26 protein-coding genes, 1 tRNA gene and 1 pseudogene are annotated in these 25,638 nt (G+C 58.4%); 10 read left to right on the top strand and 18 right to left on the bottom strand.

The features are described 5' to 3' along the window. Positions 1-56: 56 nt before the first annotated feature. Positions 57-2,657 (bottom strand): helix-turn-helix transcriptional regulator, encoded by a 2,601-nt coding sequence (locus KGB29_RS11450; protein ID WP_223616406.1) that lies wholly within the window; start codon positions 2,655-2,657, stop codon positions 57-59. A 249-nt stretch (positions 2,658-2,906) separates the two neighbouring features. Then, positions 2,907-3,761, bottom strand: a complete 855-nt coding sequence (locus KGB29_RS11445) for a helix-turn-helix domain-containing protein (RefSeq protein ID WP_223616405.1) — start codon at positions 3,759-3,761, stop codon at positions 2,907-2,909. Positions 3,762-3,922: 161 nt separating this feature from the next. On the opposite strand from KGB29_RS11445, the gene KGB29_RS11440 reads away from it, so the two are divergent. The 7 genes from KGB29_RS11440 to KGB29_RS11410 all read left to right on the top strand — a co-directional run bounded on the left by KGB29_RS11440 (position 3,923) and on the right by KGB29_RS11410 (position 11,704). After that, positions 3,923-4,897, top strand: coding sequence for an NmrA family NAD(P)-binding protein (locus tag KGB29_RS11440; RefSeq protein ID WP_154860586.1), 975 nt, complete (start codon positions 3,923-3,925; stop codon positions 4,895-4,897). Between the two features lie 61 nt (positions 4,898-4,958). Continuing rightward, complete coding sequence (locus tag KGB29_RS11435; RefSeq protein WP_223616404.1) at positions 4,959-6,239, top strand: acyl-CoA dehydrogenase family protein; 1,281 nt, start codon at positions 4,959-4,961, stop codon at positions 6,237-6,239. Positions 6,240-6,279: 40 nt separating this feature from the next. Further along, positions 6,280-7,410: a saccharopine dehydrogenase family protein gene (locus KGB29_RS11430; protein WP_093414216.1), complete on the top strand. Its 1,131-nt coding sequence runs from the start codon at positions 6,280-6,282 to the stop codon at positions 7,408-7,410. A 21-nt stretch (positions 7,411-7,431) separates the two neighbouring features. Further along, positions 7,432-8,988: an AMP-binding protein gene (locus tag KGB29_RS11425; protein ID WP_104449480.1), complete on the top strand. Its 1,557-nt coding sequence runs from the start codon at positions 7,432-7,434 to the stop codon at positions 8,986-8,988. A gap of 171 nt (positions 8,989-9,159) precedes the next feature. Continuing rightward, a complete protein-coding gene (locus KGB29_RS11420) occupies positions 9,160-10,398 on the top strand; it encodes a thiolase family protein (RefSeq protein ID WP_104449481.1) in 1,239 nt (412 codons plus the stop codon). A 57-nt stretch (positions 10,399-10,455) separates the two neighbouring features. Beyond that, a complete protein-coding gene (locus KGB29_RS11415; RefSeq protein WP_154860589.1) occupies positions 10,456-11,250 on the top strand; it encodes an SDR family NAD(P)-dependent oxidoreductase in 795 nt (264 codons plus the stop codon). A gap of 64 nt (positions 11,251-11,314) precedes the next feature. Beyond that, positions 11,315-11,704, top strand: coding sequence for a hypothetical protein (locus KGB29_RS11410; RefSeq protein WP_154860590.1), 390 nt, complete (start codon positions 11,315-11,317; stop codon positions 11,702-11,704). A gap of 9 nt (positions 11,705-11,713) precedes the next feature. Here the strand turns inward: KGB29_RS11410 and KGB29_RS11405 are convergent. From KGB29_RS11405 to thrS, 10 genes and pseudogenes are all read right to left on the bottom strand, one after another. Then, a pseudogene (locus tag KGB29_RS11405) lies at positions 11,714-12,088 on the bottom strand (IS66 family transposase); the annotation flags it as partial. A gap of 171 nt (positions 12,089-12,259) precedes the next feature. Beyond that, positions 12,260-12,336, bottom strand: a tRNA-Pro gene (locus KGB29_RS11400). A gap of 89 nt (positions 12,337-12,425) precedes the next feature. Beyond that, positions 12,426-12,782, bottom strand: a complete 357-nt coding sequence (locus KGB29_RS11395) for a MerR family transcriptional regulator (RefSeq protein WP_003179985.1) — start codon at positions 12,780-12,782, stop codon at positions 12,426-12,428. Then, positions 12,763-13,065: an integration host factor subunit alpha gene (ihfA, locus tag KGB29_RS11390; RefSeq protein ID WP_002553164.1), complete on the bottom strand. Its 303-nt coding sequence runs from the start codon at positions 13,063-13,065 to the stop codon at positions 12,763-12,765. Before ihfA ends, KGB29_RS11395 begins: the two co-directional genes overlap by 20 nt. Positions 13,066-13,068: 3 nt before the next feature. Continuing rightward, complete coding sequence (pheT, locus tag KGB29_RS11385; RefSeq protein ID WP_057715538.1) at positions 13,069-15,447, bottom strand: phenylalanine--tRNA ligase subunit beta; 2,379 nt, start codon at positions 15,445-15,447, stop codon at positions 13,069-13,071. A 26-nt stretch (positions 15,448-15,473) separates the two neighbouring features. Next, the gene (gene pheS / locus KGB29_RS11380) at positions 15,474-16,490 is read right to left on the bottom strand and encodes a phenylalanine--tRNA ligase subunit alpha (RefSeq protein WP_007975711.1); all 1,017 of its coding nucleotides are present in this window, start codon (positions 16,488-16,490) and stop codon (positions 15,474-15,476) included. 109 nt (positions 16,491-16,599) lie between these two features. Continuing rightward, positions 16,600-16,956: a 50S ribosomal protein L20 gene (rplT, locus tag KGB29_RS11375; protein WP_007905879.1), complete on the bottom strand. Its 357-nt coding sequence runs from the start codon at positions 16,954-16,956 to the stop codon at positions 16,600-16,602. A 28-nt stretch (positions 16,957-16,984) separates the two neighbouring features. Next, a complete protein-coding gene (gene rpmI, locus KGB29_RS11370) occupies positions 16,985-17,179 on the bottom strand; it encodes a 50S ribosomal protein L35 (protein WP_002553160.1) in 195 nt (64 codons plus the stop codon). A gap of 60 nt (positions 17,180-17,239) precedes the next feature. Further along, positions 17,240-17,791: a translation initiation factor IF-3 gene (gene infC, locus KGB29_RS11365; protein ID WP_172435703.1), complete on the bottom strand. Its 552-nt coding sequence runs from the start codon at positions 17,789-17,791 to the stop codon at positions 17,240-17,242. Beyond that, on the bottom strand, positions 17,791-19,713 hold the full coding sequence (gene thrS / locus KGB29_RS11360) for a threonine--tRNA ligase (protein WP_090454263.1): 1,923 nt from the start codon (positions 19,711-19,713) through the stop codon (positions 17,791-17,793). Before thrS ends, infC begins: the two co-directional genes overlap by 1 nt. Before the next feature lie 375 nt (positions 19,714-20,088). On the opposite strand from thrS, the gene KGB29_RS11355 reads away from it, so the two are divergent. Beyond that, entirely contained in the window at positions 20,089-20,391 is a 303-nt protein-coding gene (locus KGB29_RS11355; RefSeq protein WP_150812530.1) for a hypothetical protein, read from the top strand. A gap of 292 nt (positions 20,392-20,683) precedes the next feature. After that, positions 20,684-20,896 carry a cold-shock protein gene (locus KGB29_RS11350; protein WP_003179963.1) on the top strand — a complete coding sequence of 71 codons (213 nt, stop codon included), beginning with the start codon at positions 20,684-20,686 and terminating at the stop codon, positions 20,894-20,896. Between the two features lie 70 nt (positions 20,897-20,966). Here the strand turns inward: KGB29_RS11350 and KGB29_RS11345 are convergent, their stop codons facing one another. Together KGB29_RS11345 and KGB29_RS11340 are read right to left on the bottom strand one after the other, a co-directional pair. Further along, on the bottom strand, positions 20,967-21,287 hold the full coding sequence (locus KGB29_RS11345; protein WP_008047240.1) for an I78 family peptidase inhibitor: 321 nt from the start codon (positions 21,285-21,287) through the stop codon (positions 20,967-20,969). A 165-nt stretch (positions 21,288-21,452) separates the two neighbouring features. Beyond that, positions 21,453-21,758, bottom strand: coding sequence for a hypothetical protein (locus tag KGB29_RS11340; RefSeq protein ID WP_007975706.1), 306 nt, complete (start codon positions 21,756-21,758; stop codon positions 21,453-21,455). A 132-nt stretch (positions 21,759-21,890) separates the two neighbouring features. Here KGB29_RS11340 and KGB29_RS11335 point away from each other — a divergent pair, with 132 nt between their 5' ends. After that, positions 21,891-22,103 (top strand): hypothetical protein, encoded by a 213-nt coding sequence (locus KGB29_RS11335; protein WP_057715541.1) that lies wholly within the window; start codon positions 21,891-21,893, stop codon positions 22,101-22,103. A gap of 33 nt (positions 22,104-22,136) precedes the next feature. Here the strand turns inward: KGB29_RS11335 and KGB29_RS11330 are convergent, their stop codons facing one another. From KGB29_RS11330 to KGB29_RS11315, 4 genes are all read right to left on the bottom strand, one after another. After that, a complete protein-coding gene (locus tag KGB29_RS11330) occupies positions 22,137-23,144 on the bottom strand; it encodes a nucleoside hydrolase (protein ID WP_150812529.1) in 1,008 nt (335 codons plus the stop codon). Between the two features lie 64 nt (positions 23,145-23,208). Further along, positions 23,209-23,613 (bottom strand): D-ribose pyranase, encoded by a 405-nt coding sequence (gene rbsD, locus KGB29_RS11325; protein ID WP_150812528.1) that lies wholly within the window; start codon positions 23,611-23,613, stop codon positions 23,209-23,211. Continuing rightward, complete coding sequence (gene rbsK, locus KGB29_RS11320; protein WP_057715543.1) at positions 23,610-24,527, bottom strand: ribokinase; 918 nt, start codon at positions 24,525-24,527, stop codon at positions 23,610-23,612. Before rbsK ends, rbsD begins: the two co-directional genes overlap by 4 nt. A gap of 91 nt (positions 24,528-24,618) precedes the next feature. Next, positions 24,619-25,638 (bottom strand): LacI family DNA-binding transcriptional regulator, encoded by a 1,020-nt coding sequence (locus KGB29_RS11315; protein WP_150812527.1) that lies wholly within the window; start codon positions 25,636-25,638, stop codon positions 24,619-24,621.

Here is a 25,638-nt window from a genome sequence, read left to right as displayed (position 1 = left end):
GGGCGGGGGGGATTGAAGGATGATCCGAACGGATCACCTCGGGTGGTGAGTTCGCATTAGCTCGCTGTCTCGAGAATTCCCAGCATATATGCACGCGCGACTACATGCTGTCTGGTGCCGGCCTGGAATTTTCCAAACAGGTTTTTCAGGTGCCACTTCACGGTTTCCTCGCCGACATTCAGCGCCAGGGCGATTTGCTTGTTGGACAGGTTGCGAGCCAATAGCTGCAACACCTCACGTTCCTTGGGCGTCAAGAGACGACTCGCGGACACGCTCAATGGGGTGGATTCCGGTCGCGCAACAGATGCGGGCGTAGAGGGCGTCGCAAGCAACGGGACCGTTTCACCCTGGAGTGTCCGCTCCCATTTGATCAGGTCCGGATGGGTGTCCTGCACCACACGCAACATACCGTTTTCTTGCGCGAGGCTGACAGCCTCCAGCAAATAGTCAGTACCGCCCTGTCCGGTCGCCCGAAGTGCCAGTGCCCTGAGCAGCTTGATCTGCACGATATCTCGCCCACGACGCAGGTATTCGGCTGTTTCGCCAACCCTGCCCAGCACCGCCAGCATCGCCTCCCAGTCACGTTGGGCCAGTAAGGCATAAGCGTTGGCTACCCCGGCCAGCAAGTCCAGCTCCGGCCCCAGCAACCCTGTTCGCTCACGGGCAATAACCGGCGTGAAACTGTCCAGCCGGCGCCATAATGCGTGACAGGTATCGCTGCGTCCCTGCAAGGCATGCAGGCGTATTTGCTCTCCCAGGGAGGCAATGCAGAATCGTGGAATATTTCGCTCTTCTCCAAGGGCGAATAACGCCTCGAGCAGATCCTGCCCGCGATGCCCCTGCCCCTGGAGTGAGGCCAGTCGAGAGGCGGCGAGGAAACCCTGCACAATCGCATCGGGAGAGGCCAATCGCTCAACGATATCCAGCCTGTTCGCCAGCACCGTAGCGGTCTCCTGGACTTCCCCCTGTTCCAGCAACACCGTCGCCAGAGCGCTCGCTAACATGACCGCCACCGGACTGCGCCGACCGATGTCCCGTTCGGCATGCAACAGGCTGTCGTGCAACGCAGTACGCGCCGACACCATTCGACCCTCGTATAAATAAGCAAGACCGACCACCCACTCGCCATACCCGCGTATGGCATCAAGGCCAGTACTACCCGCGTAACGCGGTGCTCGCTGAAGGATTCGTCGGGCTTTCTCCGGTTGCCCCTGCAACAGCGTCAGCCGGGCGATCAGATTCGCGACCAAGGCTTGCACCGTGATTGAGAATGAGGGCAATCGATCGACCCAAGGCATGATGAGTTGATGCGATTGATCCGGACGGTCCGCAAAGAAGGCGGCGGCGGCGGCGATGGCGGCCGCTTCACAACGTGTCGCCTCGTCGGCGGACGGATGCTGTTCAATTGCCGCAATCAATTGCGCCGCTTCTGCCTGACGCGCTCCCATTGCCAATGTCCAGGCCGCCGCCAGGCAGATGCGCGGATGCGACAACACGTCAGCGGGGCCAAGCTCCTCGACCCACTCCAGCACCCGGCTGAATTGCCCCTGCAACGCGACTTCGTACAGGCATTTGCCGATCAACGTATAGGCCGGTTGGGGCATGCCGGCCAACAGATATTGCCGGGCGGCCTGCTCCAGGAAACCGTGGTGTTCCAGCCACACAGCGCCGCGCCGGTGATAACCCTGACGCTGCTCCAACGGCAAGTCGGCAAAACGGCCGAGCAGAAATTCCCGCGCCAATGGATGGATGCGCACCCAGTCACTGTCGATACTTTCAACAAAAATCGGTGTCGAGGCACACAATTCCTTCAGCAATTCACCCGAGCGAGCGTTGCCCGTCAGCGCCTCGCATAACAAGGGCTGGACCATTTCCAACACTGCAATGCCGGTCAGAAAGCGAACCTGCTCCTCCCGAAGATGTGCGAGCAAACTGTCGACGAAATAACGCTGGATATCACCCAGGCAAGTCGACAACTCTTCGACTGCCGCACTTCGATTCGAGCTCTTCTCCAACGCCGAAATCGCTAATTGCAGGCCGAGCGGCCAGCCTTCGGTTATCTCGTGCAGCCGCACGCAGAGGTCGGCATCAACCCTTGCGCCGAAACGGTCATTGAGGATGGCGACCGCCTCTTCCACATTCAGCCGTAAAGCCGCTGTCATGATCGTCGTGAAAAGCCCGCTTGCCGCGAGGTCCGCCACCTGCAGATTCAACCGTGTGCGAGAGGCCATGATGATGCGCAAATTGGCCGGTGCGTTGTGCAACAGGTACGTCAGGGAGTAACGGATCGTCAACTCGGGAAGGGCATCCACTTCATCCAGAATCAATACGGTTTCGCTACCCAGATCGGCCACTTCCGCCAACCACTGCGTCAGCCCTTCCTGTTCGTCACGCCCCAGTCCCGCAATAGGCTCGAATGCGCGGGCAAACGACGGCCGACCGCTGCCAATTGCCATCGCAGCTCCCAGCCCTTGGACAAAACGAGCACCATCATCCTGTGCATCCAGCGTCATCCAGGCCACCACGGCGCCGTGAGACAAACACTCACGGCGCCATTGGGTCAGCAGAAAGGTTTTGCCGAAGCCTGCCGGCGCTTGAACGGCGATCACCACTTTGTCTGTCAGTTCCTGGGTCTGGATACCCAGGCGGTTTCGCATCCGTGCTGACTTCTGACTGCGCGGCGGTGTCGTTTTGAGGATCAGTTGGGGCTCTATGCAATCCATTTCTTTCAGACCCTGGTGGTTAAGAGACGCCTACCCAAGGAGCGTCTGAAGGTCGCTGGATACAGTTCCAAACGGTCGAACACTACCATGGAATGGTCCGGAGGTTTGAACCCCGGTGCAATCCAACGCAAGCCGCTTGTGTTCTTTCGGTGTCGTGACCTGCTCGCCACGCCAAAGAATCCGCTACCTTCCAGCCAGGGCTCTGTATTCAGCCGGTGTACTGGCGTGCGCAACCTTGAACGCTGCAGTCAGGTGGCTCTGAGAGCTGAAGCCACACTCCAGCGCCACATGCAAAATAGGGAGATCGGTCTGCATGAGCAGATCACGCGCATGTTCCAGTCGTACATTCATTACATAGCGATGGGGCGGCATACCCATGGCGCGTTGAAACAGCCGTCGAAAATGAGCCGGGCTGACACCCGCCTGGCCAGCCAGCGTGCTGATCGACAGTTCCTGCCCCAGATGCTCGCGAATGAAGACCAGTACCGTATGCAGGCGCGCCAGATGAATATGCGGCGGATAAATACCTCTGCTCGCGTCAACTCGTAGCGCACGATACACCTGCTCAAGCATGACCATGGCCAATCTTGCCATGAACCCCTGATCAGCCCCTTTCCCAAGACTTAGCTCATCCATCAATTGCCGGGCCGCCGCGCTCACCAAACCATCACTGACGGGCAATGGTGCCTGCGCGCCAGCGCATAGCTCACGCAATTGTTTAAACACACCATCCGTGCGCTCGGGCAGATAAAAAACCGCGAAATCAATGCTGCCGGAATAGTGCCATTGAGTGGCACAACCTGCAGGCAGCAGCATTGACAAGCGGGGCATCGATGTTGAGCGCAACTCGCCCCCGGCCCCCTCATCCGCCCGCGAGCCACCGAACTGGGTCAACAGGGCCATGAAGTCAACGGGCGGGACGGATAGATCAGTCGTATGCAGGAAGTAGCGCTCCGCATACAAGGGGATTTCACTGCACACCAGGCCGCCCAGCAAGGGCAATCCCAGTGTTTCATGGACCTGTTGTTGCGGATTCATGGGCATCTCGGGATGAGCATATTTTGACAAATATGACCGCTTTTCAGGTGAGTTGTCGATGTCGGGAAGAACAATAATCGGCCAAATATTGCGCCACTCGCCTCAATGCGAGGCAGGCACAACCGCTCCCCCGCATGACTGATCACAGCCAGGAGAACAGCATGAGCAAGAAGACCGTCACTGTATTCGGCGCCACCGGGACTGCCGGTGTCGCCTGCGTCAATGAGTTCATTCGCCAGGGCCTGGTCAATATCAATGTGCTCGCGCGCCGCTCCGGCCAGGTGGAACGCTCATCGTCGGGCATCAGCAAGAGCGAGGCGCAAAAACAGCAGCAGTACGCCGAATGGGCGCGTCAGGGCGTGACCATCAAGGAGGTCGACGTCACCATTGCCGAAACGCTGGTCCCGGCGCTACGCGGCACCGACTACCTGGTGTCCTGCGTGCCGCTCTACGCCACCGAATCGCAGATGCCGCTGATTTTTGCCGCCAAGGAAGCCGGGGTCGAACGCTTCGTGCCATCCGAGTACGGCGCGATCTATGAATTCGAACAGTTCTGGCAGACCGACACCACGCACCGCTTGATGGCCCGGCAGAAGGCGTTCATCCGGCGCATGATCGAACTGGCCGGCATGGACTACACCATCATTCCGGCCGGTGCCTGGATCGAGTACTACATGCTCGAGCCGGTGATGGTGATGGGGGATCCCGACGCCAAGCTGGCCTGGTCGACCGGCGCTGATGTTGGCCGCATCATCCCGCATGTGCTGGCCCACCCGGCCTCGCGCAATGCGATCTGTCCAGTCGCAGCCACGGCCTGGTGTTCGTGGAATGAGCTGTTGGCCGCGCGCGAACAGGCCGTGGGTCGTCCGATCGAGCGTAACGAGTTGACGCCCGAGCAGTGGCGCGCAGCCTACGCGGCTTCCCCTCCCGGTGCCATCCAGACCCTGCTGGCGATCGGCGTCGCCATGGTCGACACCCCAGCGGGCATGTCGCTGTGCGGCCACTGGAACAAGACCTTCCTCCCCGAGTTCAAGGGGACGCCGCTGCAAGAACTATTCGTCGACACCGTAGAGCCTTTCGTCGAGGCCACGCGCGCCACTCTGATCGCCGCCGGCGAACTGCCGGCCGACGCCTGACGCGTCTCGACCCCTAGCGTGCAGGCCATAAGAAAAACCGAGTGATATGACGAGGCCCATGATGAAACTAAGTAACCGGATCAACCTGCCTGACATTTCAATAACCGGCTTTGAAACACCCCTGAACGAGGTCGAGCGCGGCATCCAGGACAGCGTGCATCGCTTTGCCAAGGATTTCATGCGGCCTCTTGGTCAGGAACTCGACAAGATGACCGCAGTGCAGGTGGTTGCCCCCGGCTCGCCGTACTACAGCCTGTTCAGCGAAGCCGCCAAGTTGGGCCTGAGTTCCGATCTGCTGGCCGAACTGCCGCCGGAAACGGCTGTACGCGTCGAGTCTATGATCGGCGAGGAAATGGGCTGGGGCGATGCCGGTCTGGCGGTTTCCCTGGGCGTCAGCACCTTCCCGAACGAGATGGCTAAAGCCGTAGGGAACCAGGAGCTGATCGATCTGAGTGCCGGGAAAATCGGCTGCTGGATGATTACCCATCCGGACAAGGGCACTGACATCAGCGCCTTCGACTTGCAGCGCGACTGGGTGCTAGGGCAGTTGGGCAACAAGGGCAATCTCTTCGCCAAGGTTGGCGAGCACGAGATCGTCATTAACGGCCAGTGCTCGGCCTGGGTGTCCAACGGCGCGGTGGCCCAGGTGGCCCTGGCCTACATGACCGCCGACTATGGCAACGGCTTCTACGATGCCAATGGCTTGCCCTATGGCATCTCTGTAATCGTGCCCCTGGACTTGCCCGGTGTCAGCAAGGGCAAGCCACTGGAGAAGATCGGTCAGCGCGCCCTGCCCCAGGGCGAGGTGTATTTCGACAACGTGCGGATTCCCAAGCGCTTCGCCGTGGCCCTGCAGGACGAGTACTACGGCAACGTCGTTTCGACCTGGTCGTTCGCTGGCACCCACATGGCGCAATGGTTCACCGGGGTGGCACGTTCCGCCTTCGAACTGGCCCTGGCTTACTGCCATGAGCGCAAGCAGGGTGGCCAATTGCTGATCAACCACCAGCTTACCCGCTACCGCATCGGCGACATGATGCGTCGTGTCGAGCTTTGCCGGGCTGTCGCCCGCCGCTCCCTGGCCTATGCGCGCCTATCCCCGCAGGGGCACCCCTGTGCCACGGCTTCCAGCAAGGTCACCGTGACCGAAGAGGCCATGCGTGTAGTCAGCGATGCCTTGCAGCTGTTTGGTGGCAACGGCCTGACCCGCGAGTACCCCATGGAGAAGTTGTTCCGCGATGCCCGCGCCGCGCTGATCGAGGACGGCGAAAACATGATGCTCACCACCCGCCTTGGGTTCCTTGTCCAGGAGCTCTACGAAGACGGCTGGCCCCAGTACTGATCCAAGACCCGACTAACAATAAACTTTGGAGACAATAGAAATGGCTAAGTATCCCGTAGTTGTCTATGGCGCCAGTGGCTACACCGGCATGCTGACCATGGACTGGCTGATCGACCAGAACATCCCCTTCACCGCTGTGGCGCGCAATGCCAAGCGCGCGCAGGAAATGATGGCGCAACGTGTGGTACGCCTGGAGTCCGCGACCTATGAAATCATCGAGGCCGAGCACAACGTCGAATCGCTGAGCGCCGCCTTCAAGGGGGCCAAAGTGGTCTGCAACACCGTTGGCCCCTTCGTCAATTTCGGTCTGACCACCGTCGAGGCCGCGCTCAAGGCTGGCTGCCACCACATAGATACCACCGGCGAGCAAAGCTACGTCCGTCAGGTTCGCGAGCAATTTGGCGAGCTCTATCGTCAGGCTGGCCTGCTGGTTTCGCCATCGCTGTCCTACATGTTCAGCTTCTCCGAGATCGCCGCCGAACTGGCGCTGGAAACCCCCGGGATCGACGTGCTGGAAACCGCCGCCCTGTGCCGCGGCCCGCGTGATGTCGCCGGGGTCAGCCTGGGCTCGGCGGCCTCGATTTTCGAATTGTTCCACCGGGAGCAGTTCTACCTGTGGGAAAACAAGCTGGTGCAACACCCCGCCACCGCTTCGTTCAACATTGTCGACCCCAACTTCATGCAGCCGGTTTTCTGCCTGCCTTGGGGGGGAACCTCGCTGCCGATTTACTTCGAGCATGATCCGCGCGTGCGCGCCTGCACCTCCGCGGTCGGTTTCTACGACAACAATGTGATGCCGATGGTGCATGGCCTGAGCCAGAAGTGGGAAGCGGAATACAAGCACCTGTCCAAGGAGCAGCAGGACGCGGTGGTGAAGAGCCTGGTAGAGGCCACCACGCCGAGCATGCCGCCCCGCGAACGCACCACCTTGCAACGCAGCGTCGACATCGCTATCGGCCGCGGTCACCTGGCCGCCGTGCGCGCTACCGTGCATGGCGTCACACCCTATATTTCCACCGGTGCCCTACAGGCCGCTGCGGCGATCAGGCTGCTCGACGACGACACCAACAAGGTCGGCTTCGCTTCTGGCTCCAAGGCTTTTGGACACCGCTATCTGCTCGGCTTCCTGGAAGAACGCGGCCTGGCCCGTGCCACCGTTACCAAACTCTGATTACCGGCACAGGAACCACTTATGGCCATCATCGACTTTTACGATCGCGGCTGGGGCATCAACCCTGCCGGGGTCGCCTACATCCAGGGCGAGCGCTCTTACACCTTCAACGAAATCGGCGAGCTCTCGTGTCGCATCGCCAACAAGCTGCTCGCACTGGGCTTGCCGAAGGAAACCAAGGGTGCCGTCTGGTCAGGTAACGACGTCACCGCCTGGGCCTGCACACTGGGTCTATGGCGCGCCAACATGACCTGGATTCCAGTCAATGCGCGCAACTCGAGCGAAGAGAATCACTACATCCTCGACGCATTCGACTGCGAGGTGATGTTCTACCAGAACGATTTCGCGCAAATCATCGCCGAGCTACGGTCCAGGCTGCCTAAGATCAAACACTGGATCTGTATCGATGCCGATGCTGTCGATGCACCTTCGTTGGAACTATGGAGTGCCGGCCAGCCGGCGAGCCGTCCCGAAGTCGCTTATGACATGGACGACGTGGTGGCGGTCTCACCCACTGGTGGCACTACGGGCACGCCAAAGGGCGTGATGAACACCCACCGCAGCGTGCAGACGTTCATCGCCCACTTCATGCTGACCTGTGCTTATCGCAATGGTGAAAAGCCGGTGAATATGGCCGCCGCACCGATGACCCACACTGCCGGCCTGTTGTCCGTACCCTGCACGGCGCAAGGTGGCACTGTAGTGGTCATTACCAAACCCGATCCGGCATTGATGTTGAACGCCATTGCACAGCGCAGGGTCAGCGAGCTCTTTCTGCCGCCAACGGTGATCTACAGGCTGTTGGAAATTCCCGGTATCGAGAAGCTGGACTTCTCCTCGGTGAAGTACCTGATGTACGGCGCGGCTCCCATGTCGGTAGACAAGCTGAAGAAAGCTATCGAGATTTTCGGCCCGGTCATGACCGGCGGCTATGGTCAGACCGAAGCACCGGCCAGCATCGCCAACTTTCGTCCTGACGAGCATCTGGTGGGTGACCAATTCGCCGACGACGAACGCCTGTCCTCGGTCGGCCGCCCTAACCCGCTGGTCCGCGTCGAAGTGATGAGCGACACCCACCAGATCCTGCCGCGCGGTGAAACCGGTGAAATATGCGTGCGCGGCGACCTGATCATGAAGGGTTACTACAAGCAGCCGGAGAAGACCGCCGAGACCATCGTCGACGGTTGGCTGCATACCGGCGACATCGGCCATATCGATGCCGAAGGCTATCTGCACCTCACCGATCGCAAAAAGGACATGATCATTTCCGGCGGCTTCAACGTCTATCCCAGCCAGGTCGAGCAAGTGCTGTGGGGACATCCGGCCGTTCAGGACTGCGCCGTGATTGGCGTGCCCGATGAAAAATGGGGTGAGGCCGTCAAGGCCGTGGTCGAGCTCAACCCAGGCCAGGAAACCACCGAGCAGGAGCTTATCGAGCTGTGCAAGGCCAGGCTGGGCAGCGTGATGGCACCGAAGTCGGTCGACTTCACTACCAGCCTGCCACGTAGTCCGGTGGGCAAGGTGCTGAAGAAAGATCTGCGCCAGCCTTATTGGGAAAAATCAGCTCGGAAGATCTGACGGGAAAAATCGAGGTCGATCTCAACCTCGGTCTGCACGTGGCCGAGATACGCCTGCCTGAAACTGGTAACGACTAGCAACTTCAGTAAGCCGCTGCCCAGGCGCACCCAACGTCAACCACGCCGTGGGGTGCGAACTGGACACTGACCCACTGAATATAAGGAATTTTCAATGAGCAATATCTATATCGCCGGCATCGCCATGACCGTCTTCGGTCGCCACATCGAACGCAGTCTCGACGACTTGGCACGTGAGGCTTTCCAGGGCGCATTGAAGGACGCCCACTGCACTGCCGCCGATCTCGATATCGCGTTTTATGCCGGCATGACCAATGGCCCATTGCAAGGTCAGCTCTCGATCCCAGGTCAGGTCGTGTTCAGCAAGATCGGTATTGAAGGCATTCCTATCTATAACATCGAGAACGCCTGCGCTTCGGGTAGCTCAGCCTTCAATTTGGCCGTGCAAAGCCTCAAGGCCGGTACAGCCAGTATCGCGCTGGCGTTGGGTGCGGAAAAGATGAACATCCCGGATAAACTGAAGGCCCTCTCGCTGTTCGAGGCTGGTTGGGACGTGTCTCGCGCCGAAGAGAATTATCAGACGCTGGTAAAAATGGGCGAAGGTGTAGTGCCGCCCGCCGGGTCGGAATCGGACAAGCCTTACAGTAAGTTCATGGCCATCTATGCCGCATTGTGCCGCCAGCATATGAAAACCTACGGCACCACGCAGCGGCAGATCGCAGCGGTGTCGGCAAAAAACCACACTCACTCGGTCCATAACCCCTACTCGCAATTTCGCAAAGCCTTCGGTATCGACGAAATCCTTGCCGCCCCTCCGATCACCTACCCGCTCACCCTGCCAATGTGCGCGCCGCTGTCGGACGGCGCAGCAGCAGCCATCCTGTGCACCGAGGAAGGACTCACACGCATCGGTGCCGATAAGAGCCGCTGCATCAAGGTAGCGGCCAGTGTGATCCGTAGCTTTAGCCATCGACGGCTCGATCAGCCTGAACTGAACGTCGGTCACCTGGCAGCTAATCAGGCCTATGAACAGGCGGGCCTGGGGCCGCAAGACATGCATGTCGCCGAAGTCCATGACGCCTCGGCGATGGGCGAAATCATTCAGGTCGAAAACCTGGGCCTGGTCCCGTTCGGTCAGGGCGGACCTGCGGCTGAACGTGGCGAGTTCACGCTGGGCGGACGCATCCCGGTCAATACCTCAGGTGGCCTGGAATCGAAAGGCCATCCACTCGGCGCTACCGGGATCGGACAACTCTACGAACTTGTGACGCAACTGCGCGGAGAGGCTGGCGCACGCCAGGTATATGGCGCACGCCATGCAATCCAGGAGAACGGCGGCGGTTTGCAGGGTATTGAGGAGGCAGCCGTCGCGATCCACATTCTCAGCAAATAGTTCTTGTCAGAAAAATTTGTAGTGGCCAAACCAATCAAAACAAGAAGGATAAAAAACATGTTCCAAAACAAAGTAGTCGTCATCACCGGCGCAGGATCAGGCATTGGTCGAGAGTTGGCTATCCAGATGGTGGAAGCTGGCGCGCACGTCGCGCTGTCGGACATCAACCAGGTTGGTCTCGACAAAACCATGAAGCTATTGCCTGACGCCAGCAAAGCGAAAGGTTATCTCCTGGACGTATCGTCCTGGGACGCCTTCCAGGCCCATGCCGACGAGGTAAAGCGAGATTTTGGCACGGCGCACTTCGTCATCAATAACGCAGGTGCCGCAGTCATCGGGACAGTTGCCAACACCTCCATCGATGAGTACGAGTGGCAACTCGGTATCAACCTGTGGGGCGTGCTGTACGGCACCAAAGCGTTCCTGCCGATGATGCAGGCCCAGCGGGAAGGCTGCATCGTCAACATTTCCAGCGTATTTGGCCTGGTAGGTTTCCCGATGCAAAGCGCTTACAACATGTCGAAGTTCGCCGTACGTGGTCTGACCGAAGCACTATGGTCGGAACTTGAGGGCAGCGGCGTGCGCGCCGTGTGTGTGCACCCTGGCGGAATCAAAACCAATATTGAAAAGGCCGGACGACGCTGTAAAGCCGCCGGTAGTACAGAAGAAAGGTTCAAAGCCCTTGCCGACAAGATGCTACTGACGCCAGCGGCAGATTGTGCCGGCGACATCATCAAGGGGCTGCGCAAAGGTACCAAACGCATCATCACAGGGAACAAGTCGAGCACCTTGTTCTGGATAAGCAGGCTGTTCCCCAATAGCTATCCGGCATTACTCAAGCTGCTTGGCTGAGACCTAAAAGTTACAAGATGTCTCTGCATGGTGCGAGGCGTCAACACCTCTCAGGAATAACTCCATGACCGACAGTTATACACGCAAGCTGTTTATTTCTGCCGCCTGCTTCAACGTATTCGCAGGTCTTCCATTACTCGTAGCCCTACAACCCGTAGCTGCACTGTTGGGGCTGCAAATTACCCCTACCTCAACCCTCTTCATTCAACTCACTACGTGCCTGGTTATCATATTCGGCTGGGCCTATTGGATGATCGCTCGCGATCCGCTGCAGTATCGACCCTATATCCTGCTCGGGATAATCCTGAAAGTACTGTTTGTTGTGGTGGTTTATGGTCACTGGCTGGCGGGCAGCATCCCCTGGCCATTGCCAGTAGCGGCATCGGGTGACATCGTCTATGCATTACTGTTCTGGCGTTATTACTTATGCATCCGGCCATCATGCCTTGCGTAACTAAACCGGTTACCACTGATGCGGCAGTAACTGATCGATTTCACTCGCCCGCTGCGTTGGTAGGTGTGTGAGAACATCCTTCAGAGGCATACGGATCATAACCATTCAGCCGCGCAAACTGGATCATATTTATGATCAGGGCCGCGCGTTTACCGCTGCAAAACGAACCTGCGAAGAGCCAGTTTTATGTCCAAGAACCCAAGGGCGGATCTGGTTCTTGGCCCAATTGTTGTCAATTGGGCCGGCCCCGCCATTGAGGTAGTGTGACAGCGCTGCCCACCGTTTCAGGCTGTAATTGAGCGCCTTATTGATGGCCGTGCCTCCGGGCGTCAGATGACGCTGGGCGATCATCCATGCATGCAGCATATCCATCGCCGGTACGGCTAAATAGCGTAAATTTTCTCCAGCCTTGTTCATGAGACGACTGCCAGATAAGGCATCAATTCACGCGAACGCAGTGAGGATTCCACTGAAAGCCAGTCGTTTTGTAGGGGTAAAAACGCCGTAAAATAAAAAGGGGTCGCGAGATAAAATCTCGCAACCCCTTGAATTATATGGTCGGGACGGAGTGATTCGAACACTCGACCCCTAGCACCCCATGCTAGTGCGCTACCGGACTGCGCTACGCCCCGACTAGGCGTGAAACCCATTCCTCATCTCGAGGAACGCTCAAGAATATATCGCAAGCTTTTGAAAACTGGAAGTATTTAAAAGCGAGAATTTATTTCTTGAGTACCACCAGAACATCTTCGAGCTCGGCGATCATCTGGCGGATCATTTGCTTGTATTGGGTGGTGTCGTCTTTGGCTTCATCACCGGACAAACGCAGGCGCGCTCCGCCGATGGTGAACCCCTGATCGTAAAGGAGCGCACGGATCTGCCGGATCATCAGCACGTCCTGGCGCTGATAATACCGGCGGTTTCCGCGGCGTTTGACAGGGTTGAGTTGAGGAAACTCCTGCTCCCAGTAGCGCAGCACGTGTGGTTTTACCGCACACAGCTCGCTGACTTCACCAATGGTGAAGTAGCGTTTGCCCGGGATGACGGGGAGCTCGTCGTTATGACTTGGTTCCAGCATAAGCCTCAACTCGGGCCTTCAACTTCTGCCCTGGACGAAAGGTGACCACACGGCGAGCCGTGATCGGGATTTCTTCCCCCGTTTTCGGATTGCGGCCAGGCCGCTGGCGTTTGTCCCGAAGGTCGAAATTGCCGAAACCGGACAATTTGACTTGTTCGTTGTCTTCGAGAGCGTGCCTGATTTCTTCAAAAAACAGTTCGACCAATTCCTTGGCCTCCCGTTTGTTCAGGCCCAGCTCTTCATACAGACGTTCCGCCATCTCAGCTTTCGTCAGAGCCCCCATACGTCACTTCCTTAACGTGGCGTTCAACCTTTGTTCGAGCGAGGTGAGGATGTTTTGCGTTGCGGTATTCACCTCATCGTCATTAAGAGTGCGCGATGGATGCTGCCAGGTCAAGCCGACTGCGAGGCTTTTTCTATCAGGATCAATGCCTTTACCCTGATACACGTCAAATAGCCTGAGGTCTGTCAGCCATTCGCCTGCATTTTCACGGATTACGTCCAGTACAGCCGTGGCTGCAACGTCTTTGTGCGCAATCAGTGCAAGGTCACGACGCACTTCAGGAAAGCGCGATAACTCGTGGAATTTTGGCATTTTGCCCGACGCCACTTCCGCCAGAACCAGCTCGAAGACGAAGACCGGACGGTCGAGACCGAGGGTTTTCGACAATTCAGGGTGGATCGCGCCAATGAAGCCGACCAGACGACCGTCACGTTCGATGCGCGCGGTTTGACCCGGGTGCAGCGCTGGGTGTTTGCCCGGCACGAAAGTGAACGAATCCAGAGCACCGGCAAAACCCAGCACCGCTTCCACGTCTGCCTTGACGTCGAAGAAGTCGACGGTATCGCGACCCTGCGCCCAGCCTTCCGGTAGGCGACTACCGCAAACAACACCCGCCAACATCGGCTCTTGCTTCAGACCTTCAAGCTGGCCAACGAAACGCAGGCCGCTTTCGAACAGACGCACGCGATCCTGCTGACGGTTCAGGTTGTGCTGAAGCGCCTTGACCAGACCCGGCCAAAGCGACGAACGCATGGCAGCCATGTCATTGGAGATCGGATTGGCCAGCAGCAACGGCTCCACACCCGGATTAAACAGTTCGAACTGTTTCGGATCAATGAAGCTATAGGTAATTGCTTCCTGATATCCACGGGCAACCAGCAGGCGGCGCAGTTCAGGCAGGTCGCTACGGGCTTCTGCCTTGGCTTGCGGCGCCAGACGCGCTTGCGGATAACGAACCGGCAAACGGTTGTAGCCATACAGGCGTGCCAGTTCTTCGATCAGGTCCACTTCCAGGCTGATATCGAAGCGATGGCTTGGAACTTCTACACGCCACTGCCCTGCCCCATCGGCAGTAATGGTCAGGCCCAAGGCGTTGAGCAGACGCTCCACCTCGGCCGAATCCATTTCCATACCCAGCATCTGGGTAATACGCTGGGCACGCAGGGTGATCGGAGCAATTTTCGGCAGGTGCTGTTCGCTGACGGTCTCGATGATCGGACCCGCTTCACCACCGGTGATTTCCAGCAGCAAACCAGTCGCGCGCTCCATGGCTTCGCGGGCCAGCTGCCAGTCCACGCCACGCTCATAGCGATGGGATGCATCGGTGTGCAGGCCATAGGAACGGGCCTTGCCTGCTACGGCGATCTGGTCGAAGAAGGCGCTTTCCAGGAACACATCACGTGTGGTCGCGGAAACACCGCTGTGCTCGCCACCCATGACGCCGGCAATTGCCAGTGCGCGGGAGTGGTCGGCAATCACCAGCGTATCGCTACGCAGGCTGACTTCCTGGCCGTCGAGCAGCACCAGCTTCTCGCCCTCTTCAGCCATGCGCACACGGATGCCACCGTTGATTTCAGCGAGATCGAAGGCGTGCAGCGGCTGACCCAGTTCCAGCATCACATAGTTGGTGATGTCGACGGCAGCGTCGATGCTGCGCACGTCGGCACGACGCAGACGCTCGACCATCCACAGCGGCGTTGCTTTGGACAGGTCGACGTTACGGATCACACGCCCCAGGTAACGTGGGCACGCGGCGGGCGCCAGCACTTCTACCGAGCGCACTTCGTCGTGGGCGGCAGGAACCGAAGCCACCACCGGACGGACCACCGCAGCGGCGTACAGGGCACCCACTTCACGGGCCAGACCGGCCAGGGACAGGCAGTCACCACGGTTCGGGGTCAGATCGACCTCGATGCTGGCGTCTTCCAGGTCCAGGTAAACGCGGAAATCCTCGCCCACCGGCGCATCGGCCGGCAGCTCCATCAGGCCGTCATTGCCTTCACCGACCTGCAGCTCGGTTTGCGAGCACAGCATGCCGTTGGACTCGACGCCACGCAGCTTGGCCTTCTTGATCTTGAAGTCGCCTGGCAGCTCGGCGCCGATCATGGCGAAAGGAATCTTCAAGCCCGGGCGCACGTTTGGCGCACCGCAAACAACCTGGAAGGTTTCCGAACCGTTGCTGACCTGGCACACGCGCAGTTTGTCGGCGTCCGGGTGCTGCTCGGTGCTCAGCACCTCGCCAACGACCACGCCACTGAAAACACCGGCGGCCGGCGTAACGCTATCGACCTCAAGACCGGCCATCGACAGACGAGCAACCAGCTCGTCGCGACTTACCTGCGGGCTAACCCAGCCACGCAGCCATTGTTCACTGAATTTCATCCTGCTCTCCTAAGAATTCGTTACGACTAGCGAAATTGCGCGAGGAACCGCAAGTCGTTGTCGAAGAACAGACGCAAGTCGTTCACGCCGTAACGCAGCATGGCCAGACGCTCTACGCCCATGCCGAAGGCAAAGCCCGAGAACTCTTCCGGGTCGATCCCGGACATGCGCAGCACGTTCGGGTGAACCATGCCGCAACCCATCACTTCCAGCCAGCCGGTCTGCTTGCAGACGCGGCAGCCTTTACCGCTGCACATCACGCATTCCATGTCGACTTCAGCGGATGGCTCGGTAAACGGGAAGTACGAAGGACGGAAACGCACCGCCAGTTCCTTTTCGAAGAACACCCGCAGGAATTCTTCGATGGTGCCTTTGAGGTCGGCGAAATTGATGTCGCGATCGATCAGCAGGCCTTCGACCTGGTGGAACATCGGCGAGTGGGTGATATCGGAGTCGCTGCGGTATACACGACCTGGGCAGACGATGCGGATCGGCGGCTGTTTCGACTCCATGGTGCGGACCTGTACCGGCGAGGTATGGGTGCGCAACAACATGTTCGCATTGAAATAGAAGGTGTCATGCATCGACCGGGCCGGGTGGTGGCCGGGGATGTTGAGCGCTTCGAAGTTGTGATAGTCGTCTTCGACCTCAGGGCCTTCGGCGATGCCGTAGCCAATACGGGTGAAGAACTGTTCGACGCGTTCCAGAGTACGGGTAACCGGATGCAGACCACCGGAGGTCTGACCACGGCCAGGCAGGGTCACGTCAATGGACTCGGCAGAGAGTTTGGCAGCCAGATCGGCTTCTTCAAACAATGCCTTGCGCGCATTAAGGACCTCTGTGACACGCTCCTTGGCAACGTTGATCAGCGCACCGACCTGCGGACGCTCTTCTGCCGGCAAATTCCCCAGGGTCTTCATCACCTGAGTCAATTCACCCTTCTTGCCAAGGTAGTGAACCCGGATTTGCTCCAGGGCATTGATATCTTCAGCGCTTTGCACAGCCTCTAGAGCTTGAGAGACGAGCGCATCCAGGTTTTCCATGTACAGACTCCAGATACAAAATAGGGGAAGAGCTTGAAGGCTCTTCCCCTATTTATGACGTTTAACACCTGACCCCACAGATGCAAGGCCGGGTGACTGTCGGGGGTACTTAAGCCAAGGTGGCTTTAGCTTTCTCGACAATCGCAGCAAACGCCGCTTTTTCGTTCACTGCCAGATCAGCCAGAACCTTACGGTCGATCTCGATGGACGCTTTTTTCAGGCCGGCGATGAAACGGCTGTAGGACAGACCGTTGATACGAGCACCAGCGTTGATACGAGCGATCCACAGAGCGCGGAACTGACGTTTTTTCTGACGACGGTCACGGTAGGCGTATTGGCCTGCCTTGATTACCGCTTGCTTGGCAACACGGAATACGCGGGAGCGTGCGCCGTAGTAGCCTTTAGCAAGTTTCAGAATTTTTTTGTGACGCTTACGGGCAATGACGCCACGCTTTACACGAGCCATGAGTTACTTCCTCTATTCTTGACTAAAATTAACGAAGGCGCAGCATGCGCTCGACTTTTGCCACGTCAGACGGATGCAGCAAGCTGCTACCGCGCAGTTGACGCTTACGCTTGGTCGACATTTTGGTCAGGATGTGGCTCTTGAAAGCGTGCTTGTGCTTGATACCGTTAGCAGTTTTCAGAAACCGCTTAGCAGCACCACTTTTGGTCTTCATTTTTGGCATGTTCGGATACTCCGCATTCAGTTGATAAACATAATCAGAAGGCCTGCCGTGCCCTGTTGATTACTTCTTCTTTTTCGGGGCGATGACCATGATCAGCTGGCGTCCTTCCATCTTAGGATGCTGTTCGACCGAACCGTACTCGAGCAAGTCACCTTCAACTCGCTTGAGGAGTTCCATCCCCAGCTCCTGGTGGGCCATCTCACGGCCGCGGAATCGCAAGGATACCTTGGCCCTGTCCCCGTCACTCAGGAAACGTACCAGGTTGCGCAGTTTTACCTGGTAATCCCCTTCCTCCGTCCCTGGACGAAACTTGATTTCTTTAACCTGAATCTGCTTCTGGTTTTTCTTGGCCGCAGCAATCTGCTTCTTCTTTTCGAAGATCGATTTGCCGTAGTCCATCAGTTTGCAAACAGGTGGTACTGCATCGGCGGAAATCTCCACCAGATCCAGCTTGGCCTCTTCAGCCTTAAGAAGCGCGTCTTCAATTGACACAATCCCGAGCTGTTCACCTTCAGCCCCAATTAACCGAACCTCGCGTGCCGAGATATTCTCGTTGATCGGGGCTTTCGGTGCAGTTCGTTTATCTTGTCTCATTTCACGCTTAATAATAATTACTCCGAATCTTGGCGACCACGCCGGGAAACCGCTTGCGCGAGGAACTCAGCGAACTGGGCGACGGGCATCGAGCCCAGGTCAGCACCTTCACGAGTACGCACAGCGACAGTCTGCATCTCGACTTCCCGATCTCCGATAACCAAGAGATAAGGAACCTTGAGCAAAGTATGCTCGCGGATTTTAAAGCCGATTTTTTCATTTCTCAAGTCAGACTTGGCACGAAATCCGCTTTCGTTGAGGGTTTTTTCAACCTCGGCGGCGAAATCAGCCTGTTTGTCAGTGATATTCATCACCACTGCCTGGGTCGGAGCAAGCCACGCCGGGAATGCACCCTCGTAGTGCTCGATCAGGATTCCGACGAAACGCTCGAAGGACCCCAGGATCGCCCGGTGCAACATCACCGGGTGCTTGCGACTGTTGTCTTCGGAGACGAATTCGGCTCCCAGACGGACCGGCAGGTTAAAATCGAGCTGCAGGGTACCACACTGCCAGACGCGACCGAGACAATCTTTCAACGAGAATTCGATCTTCGGACCGTAGAACGCACCCTCGCCCGGTTGCAGATCGTACGGCAGGCCCGCGCTATCAAGGGCTGCGGCCAGCGCAGCTTCGGCGCGATCCCAAAGCTCGTCGGACCCGACGCGTTTTTCCGGACGAGTGGACAGCTTCATCTCGACATCTTTAAAGCCGAAATCGGCGTAGACGTCCATGGTCAGCTTGATAAACGCGGCGGACTCGGCCTGCATCTGCTCTTCGGTGCAGAAGATGTGAGCGTCGTCCTGAGTGAACGCGCGCACGCGCATGATGCCGTGCAAGGCACCCGATGGCTCGTTACGGTGGCACGCGCCAAACTCGGCCAGGCGCATTGGCAGCTCGCGGTAGCTTTTCAGGCCCTGGTTGAACACCTGCACGTGGCAGGGGCAGTTCATTGGCTTGATCGCGTAGTCGCGGTTTTCCGACTGGGTGGTGAACATGTTGTCGGCGTAGTTGGCCCAGTGCCCGGATTTCTCCCACAGGCTGCGGTCAACGACTTGCGGCGTCTTGATTTCCAGGTAGCCATTGTCGCGCTGAACCTTGCGCATGTACTGCTCGAGCACCTGGTACAAAGTCCAGCCGTTCGGGTGCCAGAACACCATGCCCGGCGACTCTTCCTGGGTGTGGAACAGGCCCAGGCGCTTGCCGATCTTGCGGTGGTCGCGCTTTTCGGCTTCTTCAATGCGCTGGATGTAAGCCGCCAGTTGCTTCTTGTCCGCCCATGCGGTGCCGTAGACGCGCTGCAATTGCTCGTTCTTGGCATCGCCGCGCCAGTAGGCACCGGACAGCTTGGTCAGCTTGAAGGATTTCAGGAAGCGGGTGTTCGGCACGTGCGGACCGCGGCACATGTCGACGTATTCTTCGTGATAGTACAGGCCCATGGCCTGCTCGTTCGGCATGTCTTCGACCAGGCGCAACTTGTAGTCTTCGCCACGGGCCTTGAACACTTCGATCACTTCGGCGCGCGGAGTGACTTTCTTGATCACGTCGTAATCTTTCTCGATCAGCTGCTGCATGCGCTGCTCGATGGCCGCCAGGTCGTCCGGCGTGAAAGGACGTTCGAAGGCGATGTCGTAATAGAAACCTTCATCGATGACCGGACCGATGACCATTTTGGCGGTCGGGTACAACTGCTTGACCGCGTGGCCAACCAGGTGGGCGCAAGAGTGGCGAATGATCTCCAGCCCCTCTTCATCCTTTGGCGTGATGATTTGCAGCGACGCGTCGCTGTCGATGATGTCGCTGGCGTCGACCAGCTTGCCATCGACCTTGCCGGCAACGGTGGCCTTGGCCAGGCCTGCACCGATGGATGCGGCGACCTCGGCTACGGAAACCGGGTGATCGAATGAACGTTGACTGCCGTCGGGAAGAGTAATAGTTGGCATGGCGCCTCCTCTCCTAGTGGTGACCCCTACCAAAGGTCACGTGGGTTGGGATGAGCCAGTACAAGATCCGGTCCAGGCCGTTCAATGACGAACGCCTGCCTTACAGCGGCAGGAGCCTTGCGGCCAACCGGGAAACCGAACCAGAGTGACTGGGATTCAAATCAGGGTTAATCGTGCGTCTGCCGCCACCGGGACTGAAGGTCCGTCGGAGCCTGCAAACGCCCGAGCCACGCATGCTAGCACAGATGAACGGTTGCCACCGTGCGCAGGTTTTGCAGCAGGGTAAATTGGCTGTTTTTATGCCAGAGTGCTGAACTTGAAGCGCACTATCGCCCTCAGATAACAAGATATCTGACCCACAAGGAGTATCTCAGCATGCGTCTGAATCGTTTATTCGCCGTAGTCGCCCCCGTCATTCTCCTGCTGCCACTGGCCGCCCATGCAGAATGGCCGAAAGGCGAACGAGAGATATACATGGCGCAGTGCACCCAGACTGCCACACCACAGATCGGCGCCGCAGCAGCAAAATCCCACTGCGCCTGCGGTGCCGATGCCATCAAATCGTACCCTGCCGCCGACATTCAGGCCCTGATGAACAACACGGCCAGCGACACTTTGAAGCAGCAGGCACTGAGCAAAATTGCAGCCTGCAAGGCCACCAAAACAGAGCAAAAATAAGCCCGCCCCCATGCTTTCAGCCCCTGAAACACTGTTAAAAAGCCGCTGAAACAGGACCTTTCGTACAATTTATTCAGGTTTTTCAGCTTTTTTTATCGCCTTAACTTTCGGCCGAAAGCCTTATAGAACGGGGCTTTCAGCCGCTAAAGGGTACAAAGAAAAAACGTCTGATTGGCAAACAGTGCGTCCGGGGGGCTCCCAAACCGAACATTTCGACTATGATACTCGGGTGTGCCCAGTTGGCCTGAGCAGCACAGTACTACTGAAAATATATGTTTCTTGGAGATACACCATGTCTAATCGCCAAACCGGCACCGTTAAATGGTTCAACGATGAAAAAGGCTTCGGCTTCATCACTCCTCAAGGTGGCGGTGACGACCTGTTCGTACACTTCAAAGCTATCGAAAGCGACGGTTTCAAAAGCCTGAAAGAAGGCCAGACTGTTTCCTTCGTGGCTGAGAAAGGCCAAAAGGGTATGCAAGCTGCTCAAGTTCGCCCAGAGTAATTTCCAGGCGCACTAAAAAAACCCCGTCCATGTGACGGGGTTTTTTATGGGTGAAACAAAAGTCGAACGATCAGCCGCAGTTGACGCGGGTCACTACCCGGCTGGCATCGGTGTTCAGGTTCAGGCGATCGGAACGGTACTCCAGCGTCACCATATCGGTTGGCAGCAGGAACCGTGCACTTTGCGCCCCGGCGCGGGTACGCGCCTGCTCGAGCAGCTGCGGCGATGCCTGTTTGCCGATGGTGAACTCGGCAGCCTTTGCCTCACAGCGACTGTGACCCGTGTCAGTCGTCGCAACATCCGTTGTTGCCGACTCCGTAGAGGGAGTGCTGCAACCGGCCAGCGTGGCAACGGCCAACAAAGTACCCAATGACGCGAGCTTCCAAGGCATGAAGCCTCCTTATTCAATGATTAAGCTGAGATCGTGCGACAGCCAGACTGGCGTTTGGTTTCACAGGGAGCGCTGGCACCCTGCCCATGATCCGGACGAGCCGCGATTCTGCCTGAGCGTCGCCCTGCCCTTAATCACTGAATCGTGACTGAATATGAACGACGCTCAATAAACGTCGATGTAGTCGTAAGGAGGATTGGGCCAGTTCTCTTTCAAGGCATTGAAGATTTGCATGACCCAGACTTCATCGCTGGCCGCAACCCGCCCGACATAACCGGAGCCCTTGGCCCAGGTTTCGAGCCGGAACAACAACCCGTCGATATCGGTACCGCCCACGACACCCGAGGAGATGTAGGCAATGCCTCCCTTGGTGACCCGCAACTGGGTGTGCTCATCGTCACTGGCGCCGGCCAGCAACTGACGCACCGCCTCGAGGGTCAGGCCATCCGGGGAGTTCAAATCGATCTGCACAGCGCGTTCCTTGAATATTCGTCAGAGACCAAGTGTCGCACAGCCCTCCTTTCATGCCTAAGTCGACGTGTCAAAAGCCCCGCAAAATGGTTAACTCGGTACTCAGACTTCCCCGACCTCCCGAGTGCCATCATGACCACCGTAAGCATCGACGCTGCCATCAAGGCCAAGTGGCAAGACGGCCACAGCTCCTACAGCCCAAGCAGCACGGAAGAGCTCGCCATTATCGGTATCGACCTTCTGGTCAGGGACCTTGGAACCGAAGCCGCCCAATCGTTCATCGAGCAGATTTTCGAGAAACATCTATCGGACCAAAAGACCGAAGCGGTTAGTACGAGGGAGTAAAACCCGCAGGCAAGCACCTGCGGGAGACGATGCTTACTTCAGGCGGGCCAGGCGCTCGGCCAGCAGATCGAAGAAGCCCTGGGCGTCGCCGCTTTCTACCCAGAAGGCGTTCTTTGGCGCTTTCAAGCCGTCATACCAGTCGACGATGGTTTGTCCAAAGGTCGGTCCTTCGCGGCTGTCGACCACCACGTTGACCGAACGACCGCTGAACAATTGCGGCTTGAGCAGATAAGCGACAACCGTGGCGTCATGCACCGGGCCGCCCGGAAGGCCGTAGTGTTCCATGTCGCCCTTGATGTACTCATTGAGAATACTGCCCACCAGACGACTGGCGTTGTTGTTCAGCGCGGCAATCTGGTTCAGTCGCGCTTCGCTGGTAAGGATCTTGTGGGTCACATCCAGCGGCAGGTAGGTCAGCTTCACGCCACTGTTGAGCACCACCTCGGCCGCTTGCGGATCGGCGAACAGGTTGAACTCGGCCACCGGCGTGATATTGCCGCCATTGAAGTGCGCGCCGCCCATGACCACCACTTCCTTGATCCCCTGAACGATACCCGGCTCCTGGATCAACGCCAGGGCCAGGTTGGTCTGCGGGCCAAGCATGGCAATGGTAATGCTGTGGGGCTCGGCAGATTTCAAGGTATCGATCAGATAGGTGATGGCGCTGCCCTTGGCCAGCCCCTTCCTGGGCTCATGCACGGCAATGCCCGACACCCCTTCCTTGCCATGAATGTCCTCGGCGTAGATGGGTGTGCGCATCAGGGGTCTGGGCGCCCCCGCATAGACCGGCACCTCTTCGCGCCCCGCCCACTCCCGGGCCAGCCGCGCATTGCGTGAGGTCTTGTCCAGGCGAACGTTGCCGGCAACGGTGGTCAATGCCCGGACATTCAGTTCGTCCGGCGATGCCAGGGCGAACAACAGGGCAACGACATCGTCAGCCCCCGGATCGGTGTCGATGATCAGGTCGATCTTTGGTGCCGCCTGGGCGTTGGTTGCGGTCGTCAGGGTCAAAAGCAGCAGGCTCCGGAGCAGTGGGTGCAGTTACTGAGCATAGCGATGCGGGGCGCACGCCTTGTGCCAGGGACATCAAAACGCGGACAGCCAGTCAAAACGTAACCCCGGCGACCAGCACAATGTTGCAGTACGGCTGGCATTCGCCTGTACGAACAATCGCCCTGGCTTGTCGGCTCAAGACCTTGAATTGTTCATGGGTGAGCAACTCACGCCGACCCAACGCGCCTTCGCCATCCAGCGTTTCCAGCGTGACCAGGGCCGACGGCTTTTTATCGAAGATTTCCTGAGCCAGCACATGGCTTTCGACCTGCATCTCACTGAGCACGATCTTCAAGGTGCTGACAAAGTCCGGAATGCCATGGGTCAGGGCCAGGTCGATCAATTCAACGCCCGGAGGAACCGGCAGCCCCGCATCCCCGATGACGACCCTGTCGCCATGTCCCAATGAAGCGATCAGTCGCGACAGCGCAATGTTGAGCAGGGGTGTCTTTTTCATGGGGTTTTAAACGCCTGTACATCGCTCAAGGCGGGAATTGAAGGCTGCGCGCCGGCACGGGTGACCGACAGCGCCGCGGCCACCTGTCCGAAGCGGATCGCCTGCGCCTCATCGTTTCCCGCCGCCAGTGCCGCAGCGAAACCGCCGACGAACGTATCGCCGGCCGCCGTGGTATCCACAGCCTTTACCACGGGCGCGGGGAAATGTTCGAAGCGTTGGCCATCGGCAAACAGCGAACCTTGCGCACCGAGAGTGATGATCACCTTGCCGGCGCCCAGGGCAATCAGGCGGGTTGCCGCGGCTTGTGCGGTGTCCAGGGAGTCCACTGACAGTCCGCTCAGGGCCGACGCTTCGCTTTCGTTGGGAATCAGGTAATCGATGGACGCGTACCAGTCCGATGGCAGCGGACGGCTGGCCGGAGCCGGGTTGAGGATGACTGTCTTGCCCAGCTCGCGGCCGCGCTTGAGCGCATGGCCAACAGACGCATCGGGCACTTCCAGCTGACAGATGAGCACGTCCGCCGCACGTATCACCGAATCAAAACGGTCAATGGTTTCTGCGGTCAATGCACCGTTGGCACCGGGGACGATCACGATGGAGTTCTGACTACTGTCGTCGACCACAATCAACGCCACGCCGCTGGAACCGTCAACGGTGCTCACCGCCCGACAATCGATCTGCTCGGCCAACAGCGCCCCGCGCAGTGCCTCACCATAAGCGTCATTGCCCACGCAGCCGATCATCGACACCTGGGCTCCCAGCCGCGCCGCAGCCACGGCCTGATTGGCGCCCTTGCCACCGGAGACGGTGGTAAACGATTGACCAATCAGCGTTTCACCGCCCTTGGGCAAGCGCGGGGCCCGGGTCACCAGGTCCATGTTCAAACTGCCAATTACCACTACTTTTGCTGACATACGTTGCTACTCATCGATTCTGTTTCGGCGGCGCTTTTGATTCAGCGGCTTTCTGTTTTCAACGGCTCTCTGCTTTCGACGGCTTTTTGTTTCAACGGAATTGGGCAAACACGCCGGCCAGCGGCGCCGTCGATTCACGCATGACGATACTCGGCGTCACGATCCGCTGATCGGTCGCCAGGCCCGGCGTGGCGATTCGGCGCAAAAGCACTTCGGCAGCCATTTCGCCGAGCTGCAGGATCGATTGCCCGACCGTGGTCAGCGACGGGTAGACATACCGACTCATCTGGATATCGTCGAAGCCGATCACCGACAACTCGCTCGGTACGCGAATATTGCGCTCGGCGGCGGCCCTCAGCACACCGATGCCGATCATGTCGTTGGCCGCAAAAACGGCGGTAGGCGGATTGCTTTCCAGCAGAAACGCGGCAGCGCTGTAACCGCCGGTGCTGGTGAAATCGCTTTCCAGCATGCGCCCGGGAGAGACTTCGACACCCGCCTCCTTCAAGGCCCTGCGATAACCCGCCAGACGCATCTGCGCCACACTGGTGCTTTGCGGCCCGCTGATCGTGGCGATATCCCGGTGCCCCAACTCCAACAGGTGCCGGGTCGCCAGATACGCGCCGTATTCATGGTCGATGCGCACCAGGTCCGCATCGACACCGTCCAGTCCGCGGTCGACGATCACCATGGGCGTGCGGACGCCTTTCAGGCCTTGTGCCAGGCCACTGTCGCCGCCGGCCGAGGCGACGATCAGGCCGTCGATGCGTTTTTCCAGCAGCACACGCAGGTAGCTGCGCTGCTTGTCCGGATTGTCGTCGGAGTTGCACAGGATGACGCAGTAACCGTTTCGCTCGCAGTAATCCTCGATACCCCGGGCCAGCTCGGCGAAATACGGGTTGAGGCTGTTGGGGACCAACAGGCCGATGGTGGCCGTGGTCTTGGCCTTGAGTGAACGGGCCACGGCGCTGGGAACGTAGTCGAGGGTCTGGATCGCCGCCTCGACCTTGATCCGCACCTCTTCACTGACCGGGCGGGTCTTGTTCACCACATGGGAAACCGTGGTGTAGGAAATGCCGGCAAGGGCTGCCACATCTTTGATAGTCGCCAT

The organism is Pseudomonas sp. BF-B-30, from assembly GCF_019956305.1.
Classification (GTDB): Bacteria; Pseudomonadota; Gammaproteobacteria; order Pseudomonadales; family Pseudomonadaceae; genus Aquipseudomonas; species Aquipseudomonas jessenii.
The sequence above is the reverse complement of the archived record's forward strand: the minus strand, read 5'-3'. Positions and strand labels throughout refer to the sequence as shown.